This window comes from Arthrobacter jiangjiafuii (genome assembly GCF_018622995.1).
GTDB lineage: Bacteria > Actinomycetota > Actinomycetes > Actinomycetales > Micrococcaceae > Arthrobacter_B > Arthrobacter_B jiangjiafuii.
This window is the reverse complement of sequence record NZ_CP076022.1, coordinates 2766932-2783162: the sequence shown is the minus strand read 5'-3', so window position 1 is coordinate 2783162 and position 16231 is coordinate 2766932. Positions and strand designations below refer to the sequence as shown.

At 64.6% G+C, this 16231-nt stretch carries 15 protein-coding genes; 12 read left to right on the top strand and 3 right to left on the bottom strand.

Translation table 11 applies throughout. The annotated features are described in order from the left end of the window. The first annotated feature begins 87 nt into the window (after nt 1-87). Nucleotides 88-606, top strand: a complete 519-nt coding sequence (locus KKR91_RS12995; RefSeq protein ID WP_215057236.1) for a hypothetical protein — start codon at nt 88-90, stop codon at nt 604-606. A 572-nt stretch (nt 607-1178) separates the two neighbouring features. Then, entirely contained in the window at nt 1179-1619 is a 441-nt protein-coding gene (locus KKR91_RS12990) for a hypothetical protein (protein WP_210231139.1), read from the top strand. Here KKR91_RS12990 and KKR91_RS12985 read toward each other — a convergent pair. Continuing rightward, complete coding sequence (locus KKR91_RS12985) at nt 1616-2176, bottom strand: TetR/AcrR family transcriptional regulator (protein ID WP_210232190.1); 561 nt, start codon at nt 2174-2176, stop codon at nt 1616-1618. The two genes, KKR91_RS12990 and KKR91_RS12985, sit on opposite strands and share 4 nt — an antisense overlap. Nucleotides 2177-2282: 106 nt before the next feature. Here KKR91_RS12985 and KKR91_RS12980 point away from each other — a divergent pair, with 106 nt between their 5' ends. Beyond that, on the top strand, nt 2283-3299 hold the full coding sequence (locus tag KKR91_RS12980) for a hypothetical protein (RefSeq protein WP_210231141.1): 1017 nt from the start codon (nt 2283-2285) through the stop codon (nt 3297-3299). Nucleotides 3300-3347: 48 nt separating this feature from the next. Here KKR91_RS12980 and KKR91_RS12975 read toward each other — a convergent pair whose 3' ends face one another. Then, nucleotides 3348-3959 carry an NAD(P)-dependent oxidoreductase gene (locus KKR91_RS12975; protein WP_210231142.1) on the bottom strand — a complete coding sequence of 204 codons (612 nt, stop codon included), beginning with the start codon at nt 3957-3959 and terminating at the stop codon, nt 3348-3350. Between the two features lie 178 nt (nt 3960-4137). Between KKR91_RS12975 and KKR91_RS12970 the strand changes: the two genes are divergently transcribed. The 7 genes from KKR91_RS12970 to KKR91_RS12940 all read left to right on the top strand — a co-directional run bounded on the left by KKR91_RS12970 (nt 4138) and on the right by KKR91_RS12940 (nt 14277). Then, nucleotides 4138-5937 carry an ABC transporter family substrate-binding protein gene (locus KKR91_RS12970; protein WP_210231143.1) on the top strand — a complete coding sequence of 600 codons (1800 nt, stop codon included), beginning with the start codon at nt 4138-4140 and terminating at the stop codon, nt 5935-5937. 307 nt (nt 5938-6244) lie between these two features. Continuing rightward, nucleotides 6245-7888, top strand: coding sequence for a peptide ABC transporter substrate-binding protein (locus tag KKR91_RS12965; protein WP_210231144.1), 1644 nt, complete (start codon nt 6245-6247; stop codon nt 7886-7888). 130 nt (nt 7889-8018) lie between these two features. Then, a complete protein-coding gene (locus KKR91_RS12960) occupies nt 8019-8945 on the top strand; it encodes an ABC transporter permease (RefSeq protein WP_210231145.1) in 927 nt (308 codons plus the stop codon). After that, the gene (locus KKR91_RS12955; RefSeq protein WP_210231146.1) at nt 8938-9891 is read left to right on the top strand and encodes an ABC transporter permease; all 954 of its coding nucleotides are present in this window, start codon (nt 8938-8940) and stop codon (nt 9889-9891) included. The genes KKR91_RS12960 and KKR91_RS12955 overlap by 8 nt, the downstream gene beginning before the upstream one ends. Beyond that, nucleotides 9888-11585 (top strand): ABC transporter ATP-binding protein, encoded by a 1698-nt coding sequence (locus KKR91_RS12950; RefSeq protein ID WP_210231147.1) that lies wholly within the window; start codon nt 9888-9890, stop codon nt 11583-11585. The genes KKR91_RS12955 and KKR91_RS12950 overlap by 4 nt, the downstream gene beginning before the upstream one ends. 281 nt (nt 11586-11866) lie before the next feature. Then, nucleotides 11867-13789, top strand: coding sequence for a translational GTPase TypA (gene typA / locus KKR91_RS12945; protein WP_210231148.1), 1923 nt, complete (start codon nt 11867-11869; stop codon nt 13787-13789). An 86-nt stretch (nt 13790-13875) separates the two neighbouring features. Beyond that, nucleotides 13876-14277, top strand: coding sequence for a hypothetical protein (locus KKR91_RS12940; protein WP_210231149.1), 402 nt, complete (start codon nt 13876-13878; stop codon nt 14275-14277). 61 nt (nt 14278-14338) lie between these two features. Here the strand turns inward: KKR91_RS12940 and KKR91_RS12935 are convergent, their stop codons facing one another. Further along, a complete protein-coding gene (locus tag KKR91_RS12935; protein WP_210231150.1) occupies nt 14339-14581 on the bottom strand; it encodes a putative acetyltransferase in 243 nt (80 codons plus the stop codon). Nucleotides 14582-14701: 120 nt separating this feature from the next. Between KKR91_RS12935 and fdxA the strand changes: the two genes are divergently transcribed. Both fdxA and dapC read left to right on the top strand, forming a co-directional pair. Then, nucleotides 14702-15028 (top strand): ferredoxin, encoded by a 327-nt coding sequence (gene fdxA / locus KKR91_RS12930; RefSeq protein ID WP_210231151.1) that lies wholly within the window; start codon nt 14702-14704, stop codon nt 15026-15028. Next, entirely contained in the window at nt 15025-16179 is a 1155-nt protein-coding gene (dapC, locus tag KKR91_RS12925) for a succinyldiaminopimelate transaminase (protein WP_210231152.1), read from the top strand. Before fdxA ends, dapC begins: the two co-directional genes overlap by 4 nt. Nucleotides 16180-16231: the final 52 nt, after the last annotated feature.

Here is a 16231-nt window from a genome sequence, read left to right as displayed (position 1 = left end):
AAAGCCCTTACTCGAAGGAATGAAATGTCCGCCGCTAAGCCACATATAAGGATCCTCACGGCAGCGGCTTCCGCGCTCATGATGGGAATGACAATAACCGCCTGCGCCGAGAAGGAGCCCACTACGGCAATCAGTGCCCGCGAGGGGCGGGACCGGGTGGTCGAGCTCGTTTTCAATACCGCCGAACAGCTCGATATCACTGGGTGGTGGCCCCGCAACGGGTCAGCGGCAGCGCAGGAGTGCACCCCCGAAAGCAGCCATGGACGGGAGGATGCCACCGCCAGTTACAGCTACGACCGTTGGGCGCCCCGTGGAACCGACCATATTGGGGATGCCAAGCGCGTCGCCGACTATTGGGAATCCCTCGGCATGACCGTACGCACCGTAAATCCGACAACGCACCCGACTGTCTTCGCCGAGGGCGGTCCCGTCCTCAGGGCTGAATTCGACACCTATGCGTCCGACGAGTCGTACAGTATCGGGGCTACTGCTCCCTGCTCGCCGGGCGACGCGTTTACATTGAATGTGGAGGACAGTGCCGAGCGGGATCAGGGCAAAGTCCTCCCCGGAGACGAAGGCCTGGTCCTTCAAGAGCCTCCGCAGTAACTCCACGAAGCAATCCCAGCCTGCCCCGGCGCTGAGCGCTGGCCGTCCGTCGGACAGTTCTCATTTGGTGTGGAGCAGGGGTTATTCGGTTACGGAATGTGGTGGAGTTCCGCTTCAACGTCTAGATCCCTCGCCTGAATCAGTAGAAATGCTGCCCTCCGCGAAAGCGTCTGAGGACGGCCAACGTCACCCTGGATGGTTGTATCGATCATCAGGAGGGCATCGCCGACGATGAGACGCACGCACACTTCCGCGGTGCAGGATCTCAAGGACCCCGACCGGACCTCGGACGGGGTACTCGTCGGCAGTGGCAGGCTGGCGGCAGGGCTGGACCGGCTGGACCTGATTGATGAGTACAAGTTCCTCGTCCAGCCCGAATCACCGGCCACGGTCCCCCACCCTCTACCAGGGTCTTCTCGACAGCACGCGCCGCCTCGAGCTGATCTAGGCGGAACAGCTGAGCAACGGTGCAATCTCCGCGCACTACCGGCGGGCTGGCTGAGGTCCACCGCTCGGGTGCTGCACAGCCACCAGGGCCCTCCCGCTGCCTGAAGTGCACTAGGGTAACCGGCATGGACCGTAGAGACATGGATGGCGCCGCGACACTCATGACCCTGCTGCCTCGTGGGAAGCGCCCCTCATCGGTCCGCACGCTGCTGTCGGGATGGGACATGCTGCAGGCCGATGTCCCATCACGGGAACAGATAGAGACGGCAGCATCGATCCTGGTCGGTTCCGGCCTTGCTGAGGTCGACTCGTCCTGGGGGATGCGGCTCACGGTGGAGGGCGGACGGCTCACAAAGTCCGTGAACGGTTGGCAGGGGATGCGGTTGATCCCGGGGGCGATCGGAGATCTGCTGGCAGGACGCCAGTTGAGCCATGCACCGCTGACTCTGCCTCAGGCGCTTTATGATGCGGCGTGCGAGGACTATTACGACGCGGCCCGACGCCGGGCTGAGCGGGAGCGCGAGCGCCGATCAGGACATCGCTGGTGGTGGCCTGGGCCCTTCTAGGAGCGGCTCCAGGCCAGATAGGCGTCGGCCAGCTGGCGGTGGACGCCGGGGGCAGCCTCGCGGATGGGCGCCACCTGCGGGCGGGTAATCGTCGCAACGGCAACGAGGACCTCGAGGGCCTTGATGTCCTGCCGGATGGCGTCTGCGTCCTTGAGCACGGAGAGCAGCTCATCGAGGGCATCAAGGGCCGGCTGCTGCAAGTGCCCCAACGCTGAGGCATCCTTCGAACCGGAGCGTGCCTGCAGGCCAATGGCGTCAATGAGCGCCCCAAGTTCCATGTCTACCAGCCGGGCGAGCAGGTCGGCCCACGCCGCCGCCGGATCCTGCCCCGCAGCCCCGCGTGCGGCGGTGACAGCATCCAGAATGCGCTCCACCGTGTCTTCAACCACGGCATAAACCAGGTCGTAACGGGACGGGAAATTCCGGTACAGGGTCGCGATACCCACGCCGCCCGCCGCAGCGACCACCTCGAGGGCCACATCACCGCCCCGCTCCGCGAACACATGCTTCGCAGCCCTGATGATTCCCTGTCTGCGCCGTGCCGCGTCAGCCCTCAACGGGACTCCCTCCGAATTGATCCACCGCTCACATCGGCTCCCAGTCTAACCGGAGCAAAAACATCCGGTATTATGTGGAGGGAATTCCTCCACAAAGAAGGTGCACATGTCGACTCCCACTGCTTCCCGAGGCAAGCCCGCGATCATCTGGGCAGGGCTCACACTTGGACTCTCAGTAGTCCTGTTGGCGTTGCTGATGCTGTTTATTTCCCCCTCGCTGTTCTCCGGTCCGCGTGATCTGGGCGTGGGCGTCGTCGGCACGCCTGACCAGGTCGGCACGGCGTCCCGGTACTTGGAGGATCGCTCGCCGGGGGCCTTCGCTGTGCGGAGCTATGACAGCGACGCCGAGCTCGAGCAGGGCATCCGCGACCGGGAAATCGTTGGCGGCTTCGATCTATCCGGCCCCAAAGTCGAGGTCTATGTCGCCAGCGCCGGCTCCACAGCCATCTCCGGCACCGTAAGTACCTCCGGGGCAGCGCTGGCAGGCAGCATGCGGGCGGAAGCCGAGATTGTCGACGTCGTGCCGCTTCCGGCCGCGGACCCGACAGGCGTGGGCATCGGGGGACTCGCCTTCCCCCTGGTCTTTGGAGGCATTGTGCCGGCCGTCGCCTTCCGCTCGATGCTCCCCGGACGGCGAGGCTGGATCTTTGCCGGGCTTCTCGGCTTCTCGGTCGTCGGCGGATTCGTTGTCGCCGGGGTGCTGAAGTACGTCTTCGGCAGCTTTGACGGGGCCGTCCTGCCGGTTGCCGCGAGCGTTGCGCTGGGTATTTCAGCGCTTGCCCTGCCGCTGGCAGGGCTTCATGAGTGTTTCGGCGGGAAGGGCTTTACCATCGCGGCCATGACCATGATGTTCGTGGGGAACCCGTTTGCCGGCATTGCAACCAGTGCCCAATGGCTCCCCTCTGGAGTGGCAGTGATCGGGCAGCTGCTGCCGCCCGGGGCAGCGGGGACGCTCGTTCGGTCCGTTGCGTACTTCGGGGGAGGGGGCGGTGCGGGAGCAGCACTGACCCTCGCCGTATGGGCACTGCTCGGGATCCTGCTGTGGGTCATCGGGCCGCGCCTCAAGCCCGGCACCCAGCCGGGCGGCTCCGCTCCGGTGACGGAGCAACCGGCTGCCGCCTAGGTTGTGTCCGGGGACGGCGCCGGCTGGCACTGAACTTACGTCAAGTGATCAGTTGCTCACACCGAAGGCTTTGCCGATGGTGGAGTCATCGGTGAGGATCCCGAGCATGCATGCCGCAAGGTCGCCGCGGGCGATCGATCCGCGCAGCTTGCCGCCGTCGCCCACCTGATGCGCCTGCCAGGTGCCCGCCGGTGCCTTATCGGTGAGGCCGGTGGGCCGCACGAGCGTCCAGTCCAGGCCGGAGCCGGTCACGGCAGCCTCCTGGGCGTTGTGATCGGCCAGCGGTTTGGCCAGCACGACCCGGGTGATCAGCCCCAGTACGCCGGGCAGCTGCGAACCTGAATCTCCGGCTCCAAGCGAGGACTGCACCAGGAGCCGGCGGACACCTGCCTCCTGCATGGCGTCAACGACGGTCCGGGTGACCGCAGCGCGCTGGTGGGCAATGCCCTTGGCTCCGCCCACCGTGACCACAACGGCGTCAGCTCCGACAACTGCCTCGGATGCCACGGCTGGATCCGTTGCATTGCCCGTGATGGCCCGGACCCCGGCCGGGGCACGGCCGCTGCGCGAAACGACGGTGACAGTATGGCCTGCGTCGTGTGCCAGCGAAGCCAGCTGCGCTCCGGTGCCTGTCGAGCCGCCGATGATGGTGATTTTCACGAAAGTCCTTTGTGTCGTCGTCGTGCCGGGTGGTATCTCCAAGTTTAGTAGGGGCCTGCTCCTACCGGATCAGGGAGGCGGAGCGAAGGGCTGGCATCCTTTTCCCAGCGCATTGCGGGGCGAAAAGGACCCGGTGTGTAATCATCACAGGGTGCCGTCGACCCTGGGAGTTCGGAAAATGCGCTTGAACCGCCTGACCACGCTATGCGCTTCAGCCGCTGCCATTGCCGCACTGGCGCTGGGCGGATGCACCCCCGAGCAACGGGTGAACGACGTGCCCAGCCCAACACCCACTCCGGGCGGGGAAATATCCGTCGCCGAGTCCGGCGTCGTGAATTCCTTCAATCCGCAGACCACGGCGGGCAATACGAGCATCAACCGCAAGCTGGCCTATGCCACCCACTCCGGTTTCAACTACGTGGACAACAACCTGGAGATTGTCCCGCTGGAGGATTTCGGCCGGTACGAAAAACTCTCCGATGACCCGCTCACGGTGAAGTACACCGTCAACGACGGTGTGGCCTGGTCCGACGGCGCGCCGGTAGGCGCTGACGACATGGTCCTGGCGTGGGCGGCGGGGTCCGGGCGGTACGACGACGAGCGGATCGGTGACAACGGAACACCGGTGTCCGGGACCCGCTATTTCGACTATGCCGGCTCCACCGAAGCCCTTGCCCTGACGGGGCTGCCCGAAATCGGCGACGAGAACCGCTCCATCACGCTGACCTACTCCCGGCCATACGCGGACTGGGAAACGGCTTTCGGATCGCTGACGGACAGCGGAGGCATTGCGGTTCCGGCCCATATCGTGGCCGAGGGCGCCGGCCTGGCCGACGAAAAGGCGCTCACCACGCTGCTGCTGCAGACGCCACGGGGCACCCCGCTGGAGCCGGCGCCTGTCAATCCGGAACTGCGCGCCGTCGCCGACTACTGGAACACCGCGTTCAGCGCCGCGGACCTGCCCGAGGACCCGGCTCTCTATCTGTCCAACGGGCCATTCATTGTCCAGGACATCAGCCCCGGCTCCTCGCTGACCCTGGTCCGGAACGAGGACTATGACTGGGGGCCGCTCCCTGAACTTGATGAGATCACCATCCGGTTCATCGAGGATCCCACCGCGCAGGTGGCTGCGCTGAAGGACGGTTCGGTGGACATTATCAGTCCGCAGCCGGACGCCGACCTGCTGCCCGGGCTTCAAGCCCTGGGAAATACCACCCTGCATCAGGGGAACCAGCTCGCCTACGACCATCTGGACCTGAACTTCAACGGCGTCTTCGCCACCCGGGCCGTCCGCGAGGCCTTTATGGAAACGGTTCCCCGGCAGCAGATCGTGGAAGCCACCGTTGCCCAGCTGCAGCCAGGCGCGCAGCCGCTGGACTCCCAGGTGTTCCTCACCGACCAGGCGGGGTATGAGGCGGCAGCGGAAGCGAACGGATCCGAGGCGTTCGCCGAGGCTGATCTGGAGCGTGCCCGGGAACTCCTGGACGGAGAGACGCCCGAGGTCCGGGTCCTTTACGACCGCGACAATCCCTACCGGGCCCGGGCCTTCGAGCTGATCCGGGGCTCGGCGGCACAGGCGGGGTTCACAGTGGTCGACGGCGGCCTGCCCGCCGCCGAGTGGGCGGCCGGGTTGGGCACCGGCAGTTACGACGCGGCGATCTTCGGCTGGACCGCCAGCGGGGTGGGGGTGGCCGGCGTGCCGCAGGTCTTCCGCACCGGCGCCGCGTCCAACTACAACGGGTTTTCCAGCCCGGATGCCGATGCCCTGATGGCCGAGCTGGTGGCGGAGCCCGATGCGCAGCGCCGGGACGAACTCCGGATCGAAATCGACCAGCTGATCTGGGATGCCCGGTACGGACTGCCGCTGTACCAGCTGCCCGGGCTCTCCGCCTCGGCAGACACCATCGAGAAGGTGGAATACATGCCCAATTCCACCGGACTGTGGTGGAACTTCTGGGAATGGGCGGTTGTCCGCTGACGGGTTCGGCGCGGACCACGGGGTTTTACACGCGGATTCCGTCAAAAGACACCATTGCGTCTTAACACGACGCCCGTATGCCAAATCGTTACATCCGCATGTGTTTCTATGTATTTCCTTATCGGCGCTGGGTTCAGGGCCGGAGGCAGGCCTGCCGAAGACGCGACACGGTGATTTGGGACTCCCCGGAGTGAGTACGGTAAACCCCAAAGCCCTATGCTTTTGACTTTGTGAGTCGGCTCACTATCAGCGAGCCGCGGCGCCGACGCCAAAATTGTCGGCCTTATACAGAACATTAGGAGGCGGAATGCGCTTCACACGCACTTCCAAACTGCTCAGCGTTGCGGCTGTAGCCATGCTGGCGCTCAGCGCCTGCGGCGGGGGATCCGACGAGTCCGGCTCGACTGAAGGCGCCGGCGATGCCACTGCCATCATCACGGCCAACGGCACCGAGCCCCAGAACCCGCTGATGCCCGTGAACACCAACGAAGTTGGTGGCGGACGCATCATGGACCTGCTCTTCGAGGGCCTTGTCAGCTACGACGCCAACGGCGCCACGGTCAATGAACTCGCAGAGTCCATCGAGACCGAGGATTCCCAGACCTACACGATCAAGCTGAAGGCTGACCAGAAGTTCACCAATGACGAGGCCATCACGGCCAAGTCCTTCGTGGATGCCTGGAACTTCGGTGCTGCTGCAAAGAACGCGCAGCTGAACTCCTACTTCTTCGAGAGCATCGAAGGGTATGACGACGTCAGCGCCGAAAACGCCACCGTGGACACCATGAGCGGCCTGACCGTCGTTGATGACACCACCTTCACCGTGAAGCTGAGCCAGCCGGAGTCTGACTTCCCGCAGCGCCTTGGTTACACCGCGTTCTTCCCGCTGCCGGCCGGTGCCGTTGAAGATCCGAAGACCTTCGGTGAGAACCCCGTCGGCAACGGCCCGTACATGCTGGCCGGAGAAGGTGCCTGGGAGCACGAGATCGATATCGACCTCGTCGCCAACCCGGACTACACCGGTACCCGCGTGCCGCAGAACGGCGGAGTGACCTTCAAGTTCTACTCCTCCTTCGATGCCGCCTACGCCGACCTGCAGTCGGACAACCTGGACATCCTGGACACCATGCCCAACAGTGCCCTGAAGACGTTCAAGACTGATTTGGGTGAAGGCCGCTACTCCGAAAAGGCGTACGCCGGCAACCAGACCATCACGATCCCGGGCTACCTGCCCGAGTTCTCCGGCGAGGCCGGCCAGCTGCGCCGCCAGGCCATCTCGATGGCCATCAACCGCGACGAAATCACCGAGGTCGTCTTCTCCGGTTCCCGCGAACCGGCCACCGAATTCACCGCTCCCGTGATTGACGGCTACAGCGACAGCGTCCCCGGCAACGAGGTGCTTGAGTTCAACCCCGAGAAGGCCAAGGAACTCTGGGCCCAGGCCGAGGAAATCTCGCCCTGGCCCGCCGGTCAGGCCTTCACGCTTGGTTACAACGCCGACGCCAACCACAAGGAATGGGTTGACGCCGTAGCCAACGGCCTCAAGAACAACCTGGGCATCACCGCCGAGGGCAAGCCGTACGCAACGTTCAAGGAACTGCGCGCCGACGCCACCGCCAAGTCGCTGACCGGAGCCATCCGCACCGGCTGGCAGGCAGACTACCCGTCGCTGAACAACTTCCTGGGCCCGCTGTACGGCACCGGCGCAGGATCCAACGACGGCGATTACTCGAGCGAAGAGTTCGACTCCCTGCTCAGTGACGGCCTTGCAGCTTCTTCACCCGAAGAGGGCTCCAAGATCTTCAACCAGGCACAGGAAGTCCTGCTTAAGGACCTCCCCGTCATCCCGCTGTGGTACCAGGTGGCACAGTCCGGCTGGTCCAACAACGTGGACAATGTTGAAACCGGCTGGAACGGTGTTCCCGTTTACTACAACGTCACGGCCAAATAGCAGAATCTAGACCGACCGAACCGGGGCCCGCCCACAAGGCGGTGCCCCGGTTCGTTTTCGGGTTCTAACCAAGAACAGGTTTATTCATGCGAAATCCACATCCCCCCACACTGCCCGGAGGCCGTTCCTGATGGCCGGGTACGTGATTCGACGCTTCCTCCAAATGATCCCGGTTTTCTTCGGGGCCACATTCCTTGTCTACTTCATGGTGTTCTCCCTTCCGGGTGACCCCATCGCCGCACTGTTCGGCGACAAGCCGGTGAACGAGGCCGTTGCCGCCCAGCTGCGGAGCCAGTACAACCTGGACCAGCCGTTCATCGTCCAGTACCTGCTGTATTTGAAGAACCTGGTGACGTTTAACCTGGGCTTCGACTTCTCCGGCCGCCTGGTCACCGACGTGCTGGCACAGGCCTTCCCCGTGACAATGCGGCTGGCCGTGCTCGCGCTGCTCTTCGAGGCCGTATTCGGCATCGTCTTTGGCCTGATCGCCGGGCTGAAGAAGGGCAAGATCTTCGACAGCACCGTCCTGATTGTCTCGCTCATCGTCATCGCCATTCCGGTGTTCGTCCTGGGCTTCCTGCTCCAGTTCGTGGTGGGCGTCAAGCTGCAATGGACCAGTCCCACCGTGGGCGGCAACGCCGGCTGGACGGACCTGATCCTGCCGGCCATCGTGCTCGGTCTTGCATCCTTCGCCTATGTGCTTCGCCTGACCCGCACCTCGGTGATCGAGAACATGAATGCCGACTATGTCCGCACCGCCACGGCCAAGGGCCTGTCCCGGCCCCGCGTGGTCACCGTCCACATCCTGCGTAACTCGCTGATCCCCGTGGTGACATTCCTCGGTGCGGATCTGGGTGCGCTGATGGGCGGAGCGATCGTCACCGAAGGCATCTTCAACGTGCCCGGCGTCGGCCAGCGGCTGTACCAATCGGTTATCAGGGGCGAAGGGCCCACCATCGTTTCGATCGTGAGCGTCCTTGTCCTTGTCTACGTCGTGGCCAACCTTCTCGTAGACCTCCTGTACGCCTGGCTTGATCCGAGGATCCGTTATGCATAAAGACACCACCAACATCGAGCACTATGTGGCTCCGCTGGAGGAGACCCCTCTGGCTGAGACCGACAAGGTCAAGGACGACGTCCAGCCGCTGAGCCTCTGGGGGGAGGCCTGGCGGAACCTGCGCAGGCAGCCGACGTTCATTATCTCGTCCCTGCTCATCCTGCTGATCCTTGCCGCGGCCGCCTTCCCGGGCCTTTTCACCAGCGCCTCACCGGATGAAAACTGCCTGCTGGCCAACTCCAACGGTGATCCGGTATCCGGGCATCCGCTGGGGTTCACGTTCCAGGGCTGCGACGTTTACGCCCGCGTCATCTACGGAACACGCGCCTCCCTGATGGTTGGCGTGATCACCACCCTGGCCGTCGTCATCATTGGCGGAATCCTGGGTGCGCTGGCGGGCTACTATGGTGGCTGGCTCGACGCCATCCTGGCCCGGCTCGGCGACATTTTCTTCGCCCTGCCGCTCATCCTCGGCGCCATCATCATCATGCAGCTCCCGGCATTCCGGGAGAACCGCACCACTCTCACCGTGGTGTTCACGCTGCTGGTGTTCGGCTGGCCGCAGGTTGCCCGCATCACCCGCGGCGCGGTGCTTTCGGTGCGCAATGCCGACTTTGTCATCGCTTCCCGCGCCCTGGGCGTCTCGAAGTTCTCGGCACTGGTCAAGCACGTCATTCCCAACGCCATGGCGCCGGTCATCGTGATCGCCACCATTTCGCTCGGTACGTTCATTGTCGCGGAAGCAACGCTTTCCTTCCTGGGCATCGGCCTGCCCCCGAGCATCATGTCGTGGGGCAATGACATCTCCTCGGCCCAGAGCTCGCTGCGGACGGACCCGGCAGCCCTGCTGTGGCCCGCCGGCGCCCTGTCCCTTACCGTGCTGAGCTTCATCATGCTCGGTGACGCTGTCCGTGATGCTCTTGATCCGAAGGCGCGCAAACGATGACCATCAACATTGAAAAAACCGCACCGGCGCAGCCGCTGCTGGAGGTCCGCGACCTCGCCATCACCTTCACCACCGCGAACGGCGATGTGCAGGCTGTTCGGAATGCACACCTGACCATCATGCCGGGGGAAACCGTGGCGATTGTGGGGGAGTCCGGTTCGGGCAAGTCCACCACCGCGCTTGCCGCGATCGGCCTGCTTCCGGGCAACGGCCGCGTCAGCTCCGGGCAGATCCTGTTCGACGGCGAGGACATCTCCAACGCCAGCGCCAAAAGGATCCAGGAACTGCGCGGAAACTCCATCGGCATGGTTCCGCAGGACCCGATGTCCAACCTGAACCCGGTGTGGAAGATCGGCTTCCAGGTCAAGGAAACCCTCCGTGCCAACGGGCTTCCGCACGCACCTGCGGATGTTGCCAAGGTACTGGAGCAGGCAGGTCTGCCCGACGCCGCCCGGCGCGCCAAGCAGTACCCGCACGAGTTCTCCGGCGGCATGCGCCAGCGCGCACTGATTGCCATCGGCCTCTCCTGCCGCCCCCGGCTGCTGATCGCCGACGAGCCCACATCGGCCCTGGACGTCACCGTCCAGCGGCAGATCCTGGACCACCTGGAAACGCTGACCGAGGAACTCGGTACCGCAGTGCTGCTGATCACCCATGATCTCGGCCTCGCCGCGGAGCGCGCCCAGAAGGTCGTCGTGATGTACAAGGGGCAGGTAGTGGAATCCGGGCCGGCCCTGGAAATCCTCACCAATCCCCAGCATCCGTACACCCGTAAGCTCGTGGAGTCCGCGCCGTCGCTGGCGTCCAAGCGCATTGACTCGGCGAAGAGCCTGGGCATCGCCAGCGAGGACCTGCTGACCACCGAGGACAGCGGCAAGCTGGCCGTGGCGGACAACGTCATCGAGGTCAAGGACCTGACCAAGGTCTTCAAGCTGCGCAGCGGCCTGGGACGGTCCACCGACTTCACTGCAGTGGACAACGTCTCCTTCAATATCAAGCGCGGCACCACCACGGCAGTGGTAGGCGAGTCCGGTTCGGGCAAGTCCACCGTTGCCCGCATGGTGCTGAACCTGGAGACGCCCACCAGTGGGTCGATCCTGTTCGACGGCGTGGACATGACCACGCTGAACAACAAGCGCCTCTTTGCGTTCCGCCGTCGGGTGCAGCCCATTTTCCAGGACCCGTTTGGTTCCCTGGATCCGATGAACAACATCTTCCGCACGATCGAGGAGCCGCTTCGGGTCCACAAGATCGGGGACTCCAAGTCCCGCGAGGCCAAGGTGCGTTCGCTCCTTGACCAGGTGGCCCTGCCGTCCTCGGTGATGCGCCGCTTCCCGAACGAGCTCTCCGGCGGCCAGCGCCAGCGGGTGGCCATCGCGCGCGCGCTGGCCCTGGATCCCGACGTCGTCATCTGTGACGAAGCCGTGTCCGCGCTGGACGTGCTCGTCCAGGCCCAGATCCTGAACCTGCTGGCTGACCTGCAGTCGGAACTGGGGCTGAGCTACCTGTTCATCACCCATGACCTGGCCGTGGTGCGCCAGATCGCGGACTTTGTCTGCGTTATGGAAAAGGGCAAGCTGGTGGAGACCGGTACCACCGACCAGGTGTTCGACGCTCCGCAGCAGGCCTACACGCAGGCCCTGCTGGCTGCTATTCCCGGTTCACGCCTGGAACTGCCGCCCGAAGTGGCCTAGCGCCCTGCCCCGCCCGGACCGGGCATGCAGAAGGCAGGCGCCCCGCGGGGCGCCTGCCTTCTGCATGGGGCTGCAGTCCGCCGGCGACACGTCCATTAGGGAACTTATGGTCTTCGGATTAGAATGGTAGCGTGCCCGCTGACGGCGGCGCCTTCGGTACATTCTTTACGGAGCATACGTGTAGAGCGGGATTCGTACAGAACGGCCGGATTGACCCGGAAACACCCCGGGCTACTGTGCACCACCTTCGAACTTATCTCCTATGAATTGAGTCCTCACGCATGTCAGAAACCAACACGGCTGTAAATACCGCAGTACGAAGCGATCTCCGCAACGTTGCGATTGTGGCCCACGTTGACCACGGTAAGACGACCCTCGTCGACGCCATGCTGAAGCAGACGAACTCGTTTGCCGCCCACGGAAACGTGGAAGAACGCGTGATGGACTCCGGTGACCTGGAGCGCGAAAAGGGCATCACCATCCTGGCCAAGAACACCACCGTGTTCTACAACGGCCCGGCTGCCAAGGGTGAAACCATCACCATCAACGTGATCGACACCCCCGGCCACGCCGACTTCGGCGGCGAGGTCGAGCGCGGCCTGTCCATGGTCGACGGCGTTGTCCTGCTTGTTGACGCATCCGAAGGTCCGCTGCCGCAGACCCGCTTCGTGCTGCGCAAGGCCCTGGCCGCCAAGCTCCCCGTCATCCTGCTGGTCAACAAGACCGACCGACCTGACTCCCGTATCGACGAGGTAGTCAGCGAAGCCATGGACCTGCTCCTGGGCCTGGCCTCGGACCTCGCGGACGAAGTTCCCGACCTGGACCTGGACCTCGTCCTGAACGTTCCGGTTGTCTACGCAGCAGCCCGCGTCGGCGCCGCTTCCCTGGAGCAGCCGGCCGACGGCTCCGCTCCCGCCAACGACAACCTGGAACCGCTGTTCCAGACGATCATTGACCACATCCCGGCCCCGACCTACAACCCGGACGGCGTCCTGCAGGCCCACGTCACCAACCTGGACGCTTCGCCGTTCCTGGGACGCCTGGCCCTGCTGCGCATCTTCAACGGCACCCTGCACAAGGGCCAGACCGTTGCCTGGGCCCGCGCGGACGGCACCCTGAAGTCCGTAAAGATCACCGAACTGCTGGCCACCAAGGCCCTGGACCGTGTTCCGACCGAATCCGCCGGACCCGGCGAAATTGTTGCCGTTGCCGGTATCGAGGACATCACCATCGGTGAAACCCTCACCGACATCGACAACCCGATGCCGCTGCCGCTGATCACGGTTGATGATCCGGCGATCTCCATGACCATCGGTATCAACACCTCGCCGCTGGCCGGCCGGGTCAAGGGCGCGAAGGTTACCGCCCGCCAGGTCAAGGACCGCCTCGACAAGGAACTGATCGGTAACGTTTCGCTGAAGGTTCTTCCGACCGAGCGTCCGGATGCCTGGGAAGTCCAGGGCCGTGGCGAGCTCGCGCTGGCCATCCTCGTGGAGCAGATGCGCCGCGAAGGCTTCGAACTGACCGTGGGCAAGCCCCAGGTTGTGACCAAGCAGATCGACGGCAAGAAGTGCGAGCCGATGGAGCACATGACCATCGACGTACCCGAGGAATACCTCGGCGCAGTGACGCAGCTGATGGCTGTCCGCAAGGGCCGCATGGTCAACATGTCCAACCACGGCACCGGTTGGGTCCGGATGGAATTCATCGTTCCCGCCCGTGGCCTCATCGGCTTCCGCACCAAGTTCCTCACGGAAACCCATGGCGCCGGCATCTCCTCGTCCATCGCCGAGGGCTACGAGCCCTGGGTCGGCCCGATCGAGTACCGTACCAACGGTTCGCTGATCGCTGACCGCTCCGGCGTCGTCACTCCGTTCGCGATGATCAAGCTGCAGGAACGCGGCTCCTTCTTCGTGGAGCCCACCTCCGAGGTGTACGAGGGCATGATCGTCGGCGAGAACTCCCGCGCCGATGACATGGACGTGAACATCACCAAGGAAAAGCAGCTCACCAACATGCGTGCCGCTTCCTCGGATACCTTCGAGAACCTCACCCCGCCGCGCAAGCTGACGCTGGAAGAATCCCTCGAATTCGCCCGTGAAGACGAGTGCGTCGAGGTCACCCCGGAGTCCATCCGTATCCGCAAGCTGGTCCTCAACGCTTCGGAGCGTGCCAAGGTCACCCGCGCACGCGCCAAGGGCTAATCATTACCACCGCATCAGGGAAGCTGCACCGGGTTCCGCGTTGGCGGGCCCCGGTTGCGGCTGTCCTCGGCGGCCTGCTGGCCGCCGTGCTGGGGACCGGGCTCCACGCCCAGATCCTCTATCTCGGGGACACTGCGGTGCCCCTGGGGGCCGTTGGAGCCCTGGTCCTGAGCTGCGCGATAGCAGTCTTCGCCGGGCTGTGGGCCGGATCGGCAGTCTGGAGTGCAGCGGCGGGCGCCATTGCCTACCTTGTGCTGGGGCTCTTTTCCCTGGACCTGGGGGACACCCCGCTGATCATCACCGGCACTGCCCTGGAAGAACAGCCAGGCATTGTCCTGGCCGGCCTGATCTGGCTTTACGGCCAGGCTGCCGTGACCGTCCTGGCAGTACTCCTGACCAGGCGGGTGCAGGCCCGGGAGCGCAGGTTCCTCGCGGAACAGGCAGCCGCAGAAATGCCAACGCCTTATCCGCCGCCCTATCCGGGCTGAGCAACAGCACAGCTGCACGAAACCAACAGCCGCTGCGGGAAACCGCGGCGGCTGTTTGGTTTTAAGTGGCTGTTCTCCGCGGAGCCCGCCGCGGCGGAGGCGGCGGGATTTCCTTTCCAGCGGTGACCAGGGACCAGGGGACCGTCACCTCGCCGCGTCGTCCGGCCACTGTCACGTCGTCTTCACCGGCGCGGACCAGGGGTCCCAGGACATCGGTGAAACCGCCGTCGATCCGGTAGCGCAGCACCACGCGGGTCCCGGGAGGCAGGGCGCGGAGGACGGCGGAGGGGCTTCGAGCGTTCACCGTTACATGGTACGCGGCACCTCCCGGCTGGGAGATAATGATCTGGGCTACTAACGTGGAACCAACACTTAGTGGATTTTCCCCGTCCGGGATTCTCCGCAGATCAGGAAGGCAAGGGACGTGACGTACGTAATTGCGCAGCCATGCGTGGATGTAAAAGACAAGGCATGTATCGAGGAATGCCCGGTGGACTGCATCTACGAAGGTGAACGCTCCCTCTACATCCACCCCGACGAATGTGTCGACTGCGGTGCCTGTGAGCCTGTCTGCCCCGTCGAGGCCATCTACTACGAGGACGACACCCCCGAAGAATGGGCCGAGTACTACAAGGCCAACGTTGAGTTCTTCGATGACCTCGGCTCCCCGGGCGGCGCCGCCAAGATCGGCAACACGCACAAGGACCACCCCATCATCGCCGGCCTGCCGCCGCAGAACCAAGAGGCATGAGCGCGGTCCCTTCCCGCACCTTCGGGCTGGACCTGCCGGAGTATCCGTGGGAAGCCATGGCGCCGTTTGCCAAGCTGGCCGCCGCGCATCCGGAAGGCGCGGTCAACCTGTCCATCGGCACGCCTGTGGATCCCACGCCGGCCGTGATCACCGACGCGCTGGCGGCTGCCGCTGACGCACCGGGCTATCCCACCACGCACGGCACCCCCGCCCTCCGCGAGGCCATCGCCGCGTGGTACGCCAGGCGCCGCAATGTTCCCGGACTGGACCCGCAGGACATCATGCCCACGGTCGGCTCCAAGGAACTGGTGGCCTGGCTGCCCCTGCTCCTGGGGCTGGGGGAGGGCGACGTCGTCGTTCGCCCCACCGTTGCCTACCCCACCTACGACATGGGCGCCATCCTGGCCGGCGCCACACCGGTGGCAGCGGATGACCTGGATGAGCTCGACGACGCCGTGCGTGCCCGTGTGCGGTTGGTCTGGGTCAACTCGCCGGGCAACCCGACGGGGATTGTGCGCAGCGCAGCGTCCCTGCGGCGCCTGGTGGATTCGGCCCGGGCGGTGGGCGCAGTTGTCGCCTCGGACGAATGCTACGCGGAGCTGGGCTGGGGGGACTGGGACACTGCCCGCGGCGGAGCGCCGGTCCCCAGCATTCTGGACCCGGAAATCAGCGGCGGCAGTAATGACCTGCTTTTGTCGGTATATTCGCTGAGCAAACAATCCAATATGGCCGGCTACCGTGCGGCTTTTGTGGCCGGAGACAGCGGCATCATCGCCAACCTGGTCAACAGCCGCAAGCACGCCGGCATGATTGTTCCCGCGCCGGTCCAGGCAGCCATGATCGCCGCCCTGTCCGACGACGGGCACGTTGCCGCCCAAAAGGATAAGTACCGGGCACGCCGTGAGCTGCTGGTGCCCGCCCTGCAGGCCTTCGGTGCGACCATCCACCACTCTGAAGCCGGCCTGTATCTGTGGGCCACCACCGGCGAGGACACCTGGGCCACGATCGAGCGGCTCGCCAACCTCGGCATCGTGGCGGGTCCCGGAGTCATCTACGGCGACGCGGGAGCCGGTTTCATCCGGATCGCGCTGACAGGCTCCGACGAGCGCGTGGCAGCAGCCGCCGCCCGGCTCTCCGGCGCCAACGCATAACTCCTTCACCGGGGGAGTTCCATGTTTCGCTTCGACAACAACCCGGTTACCG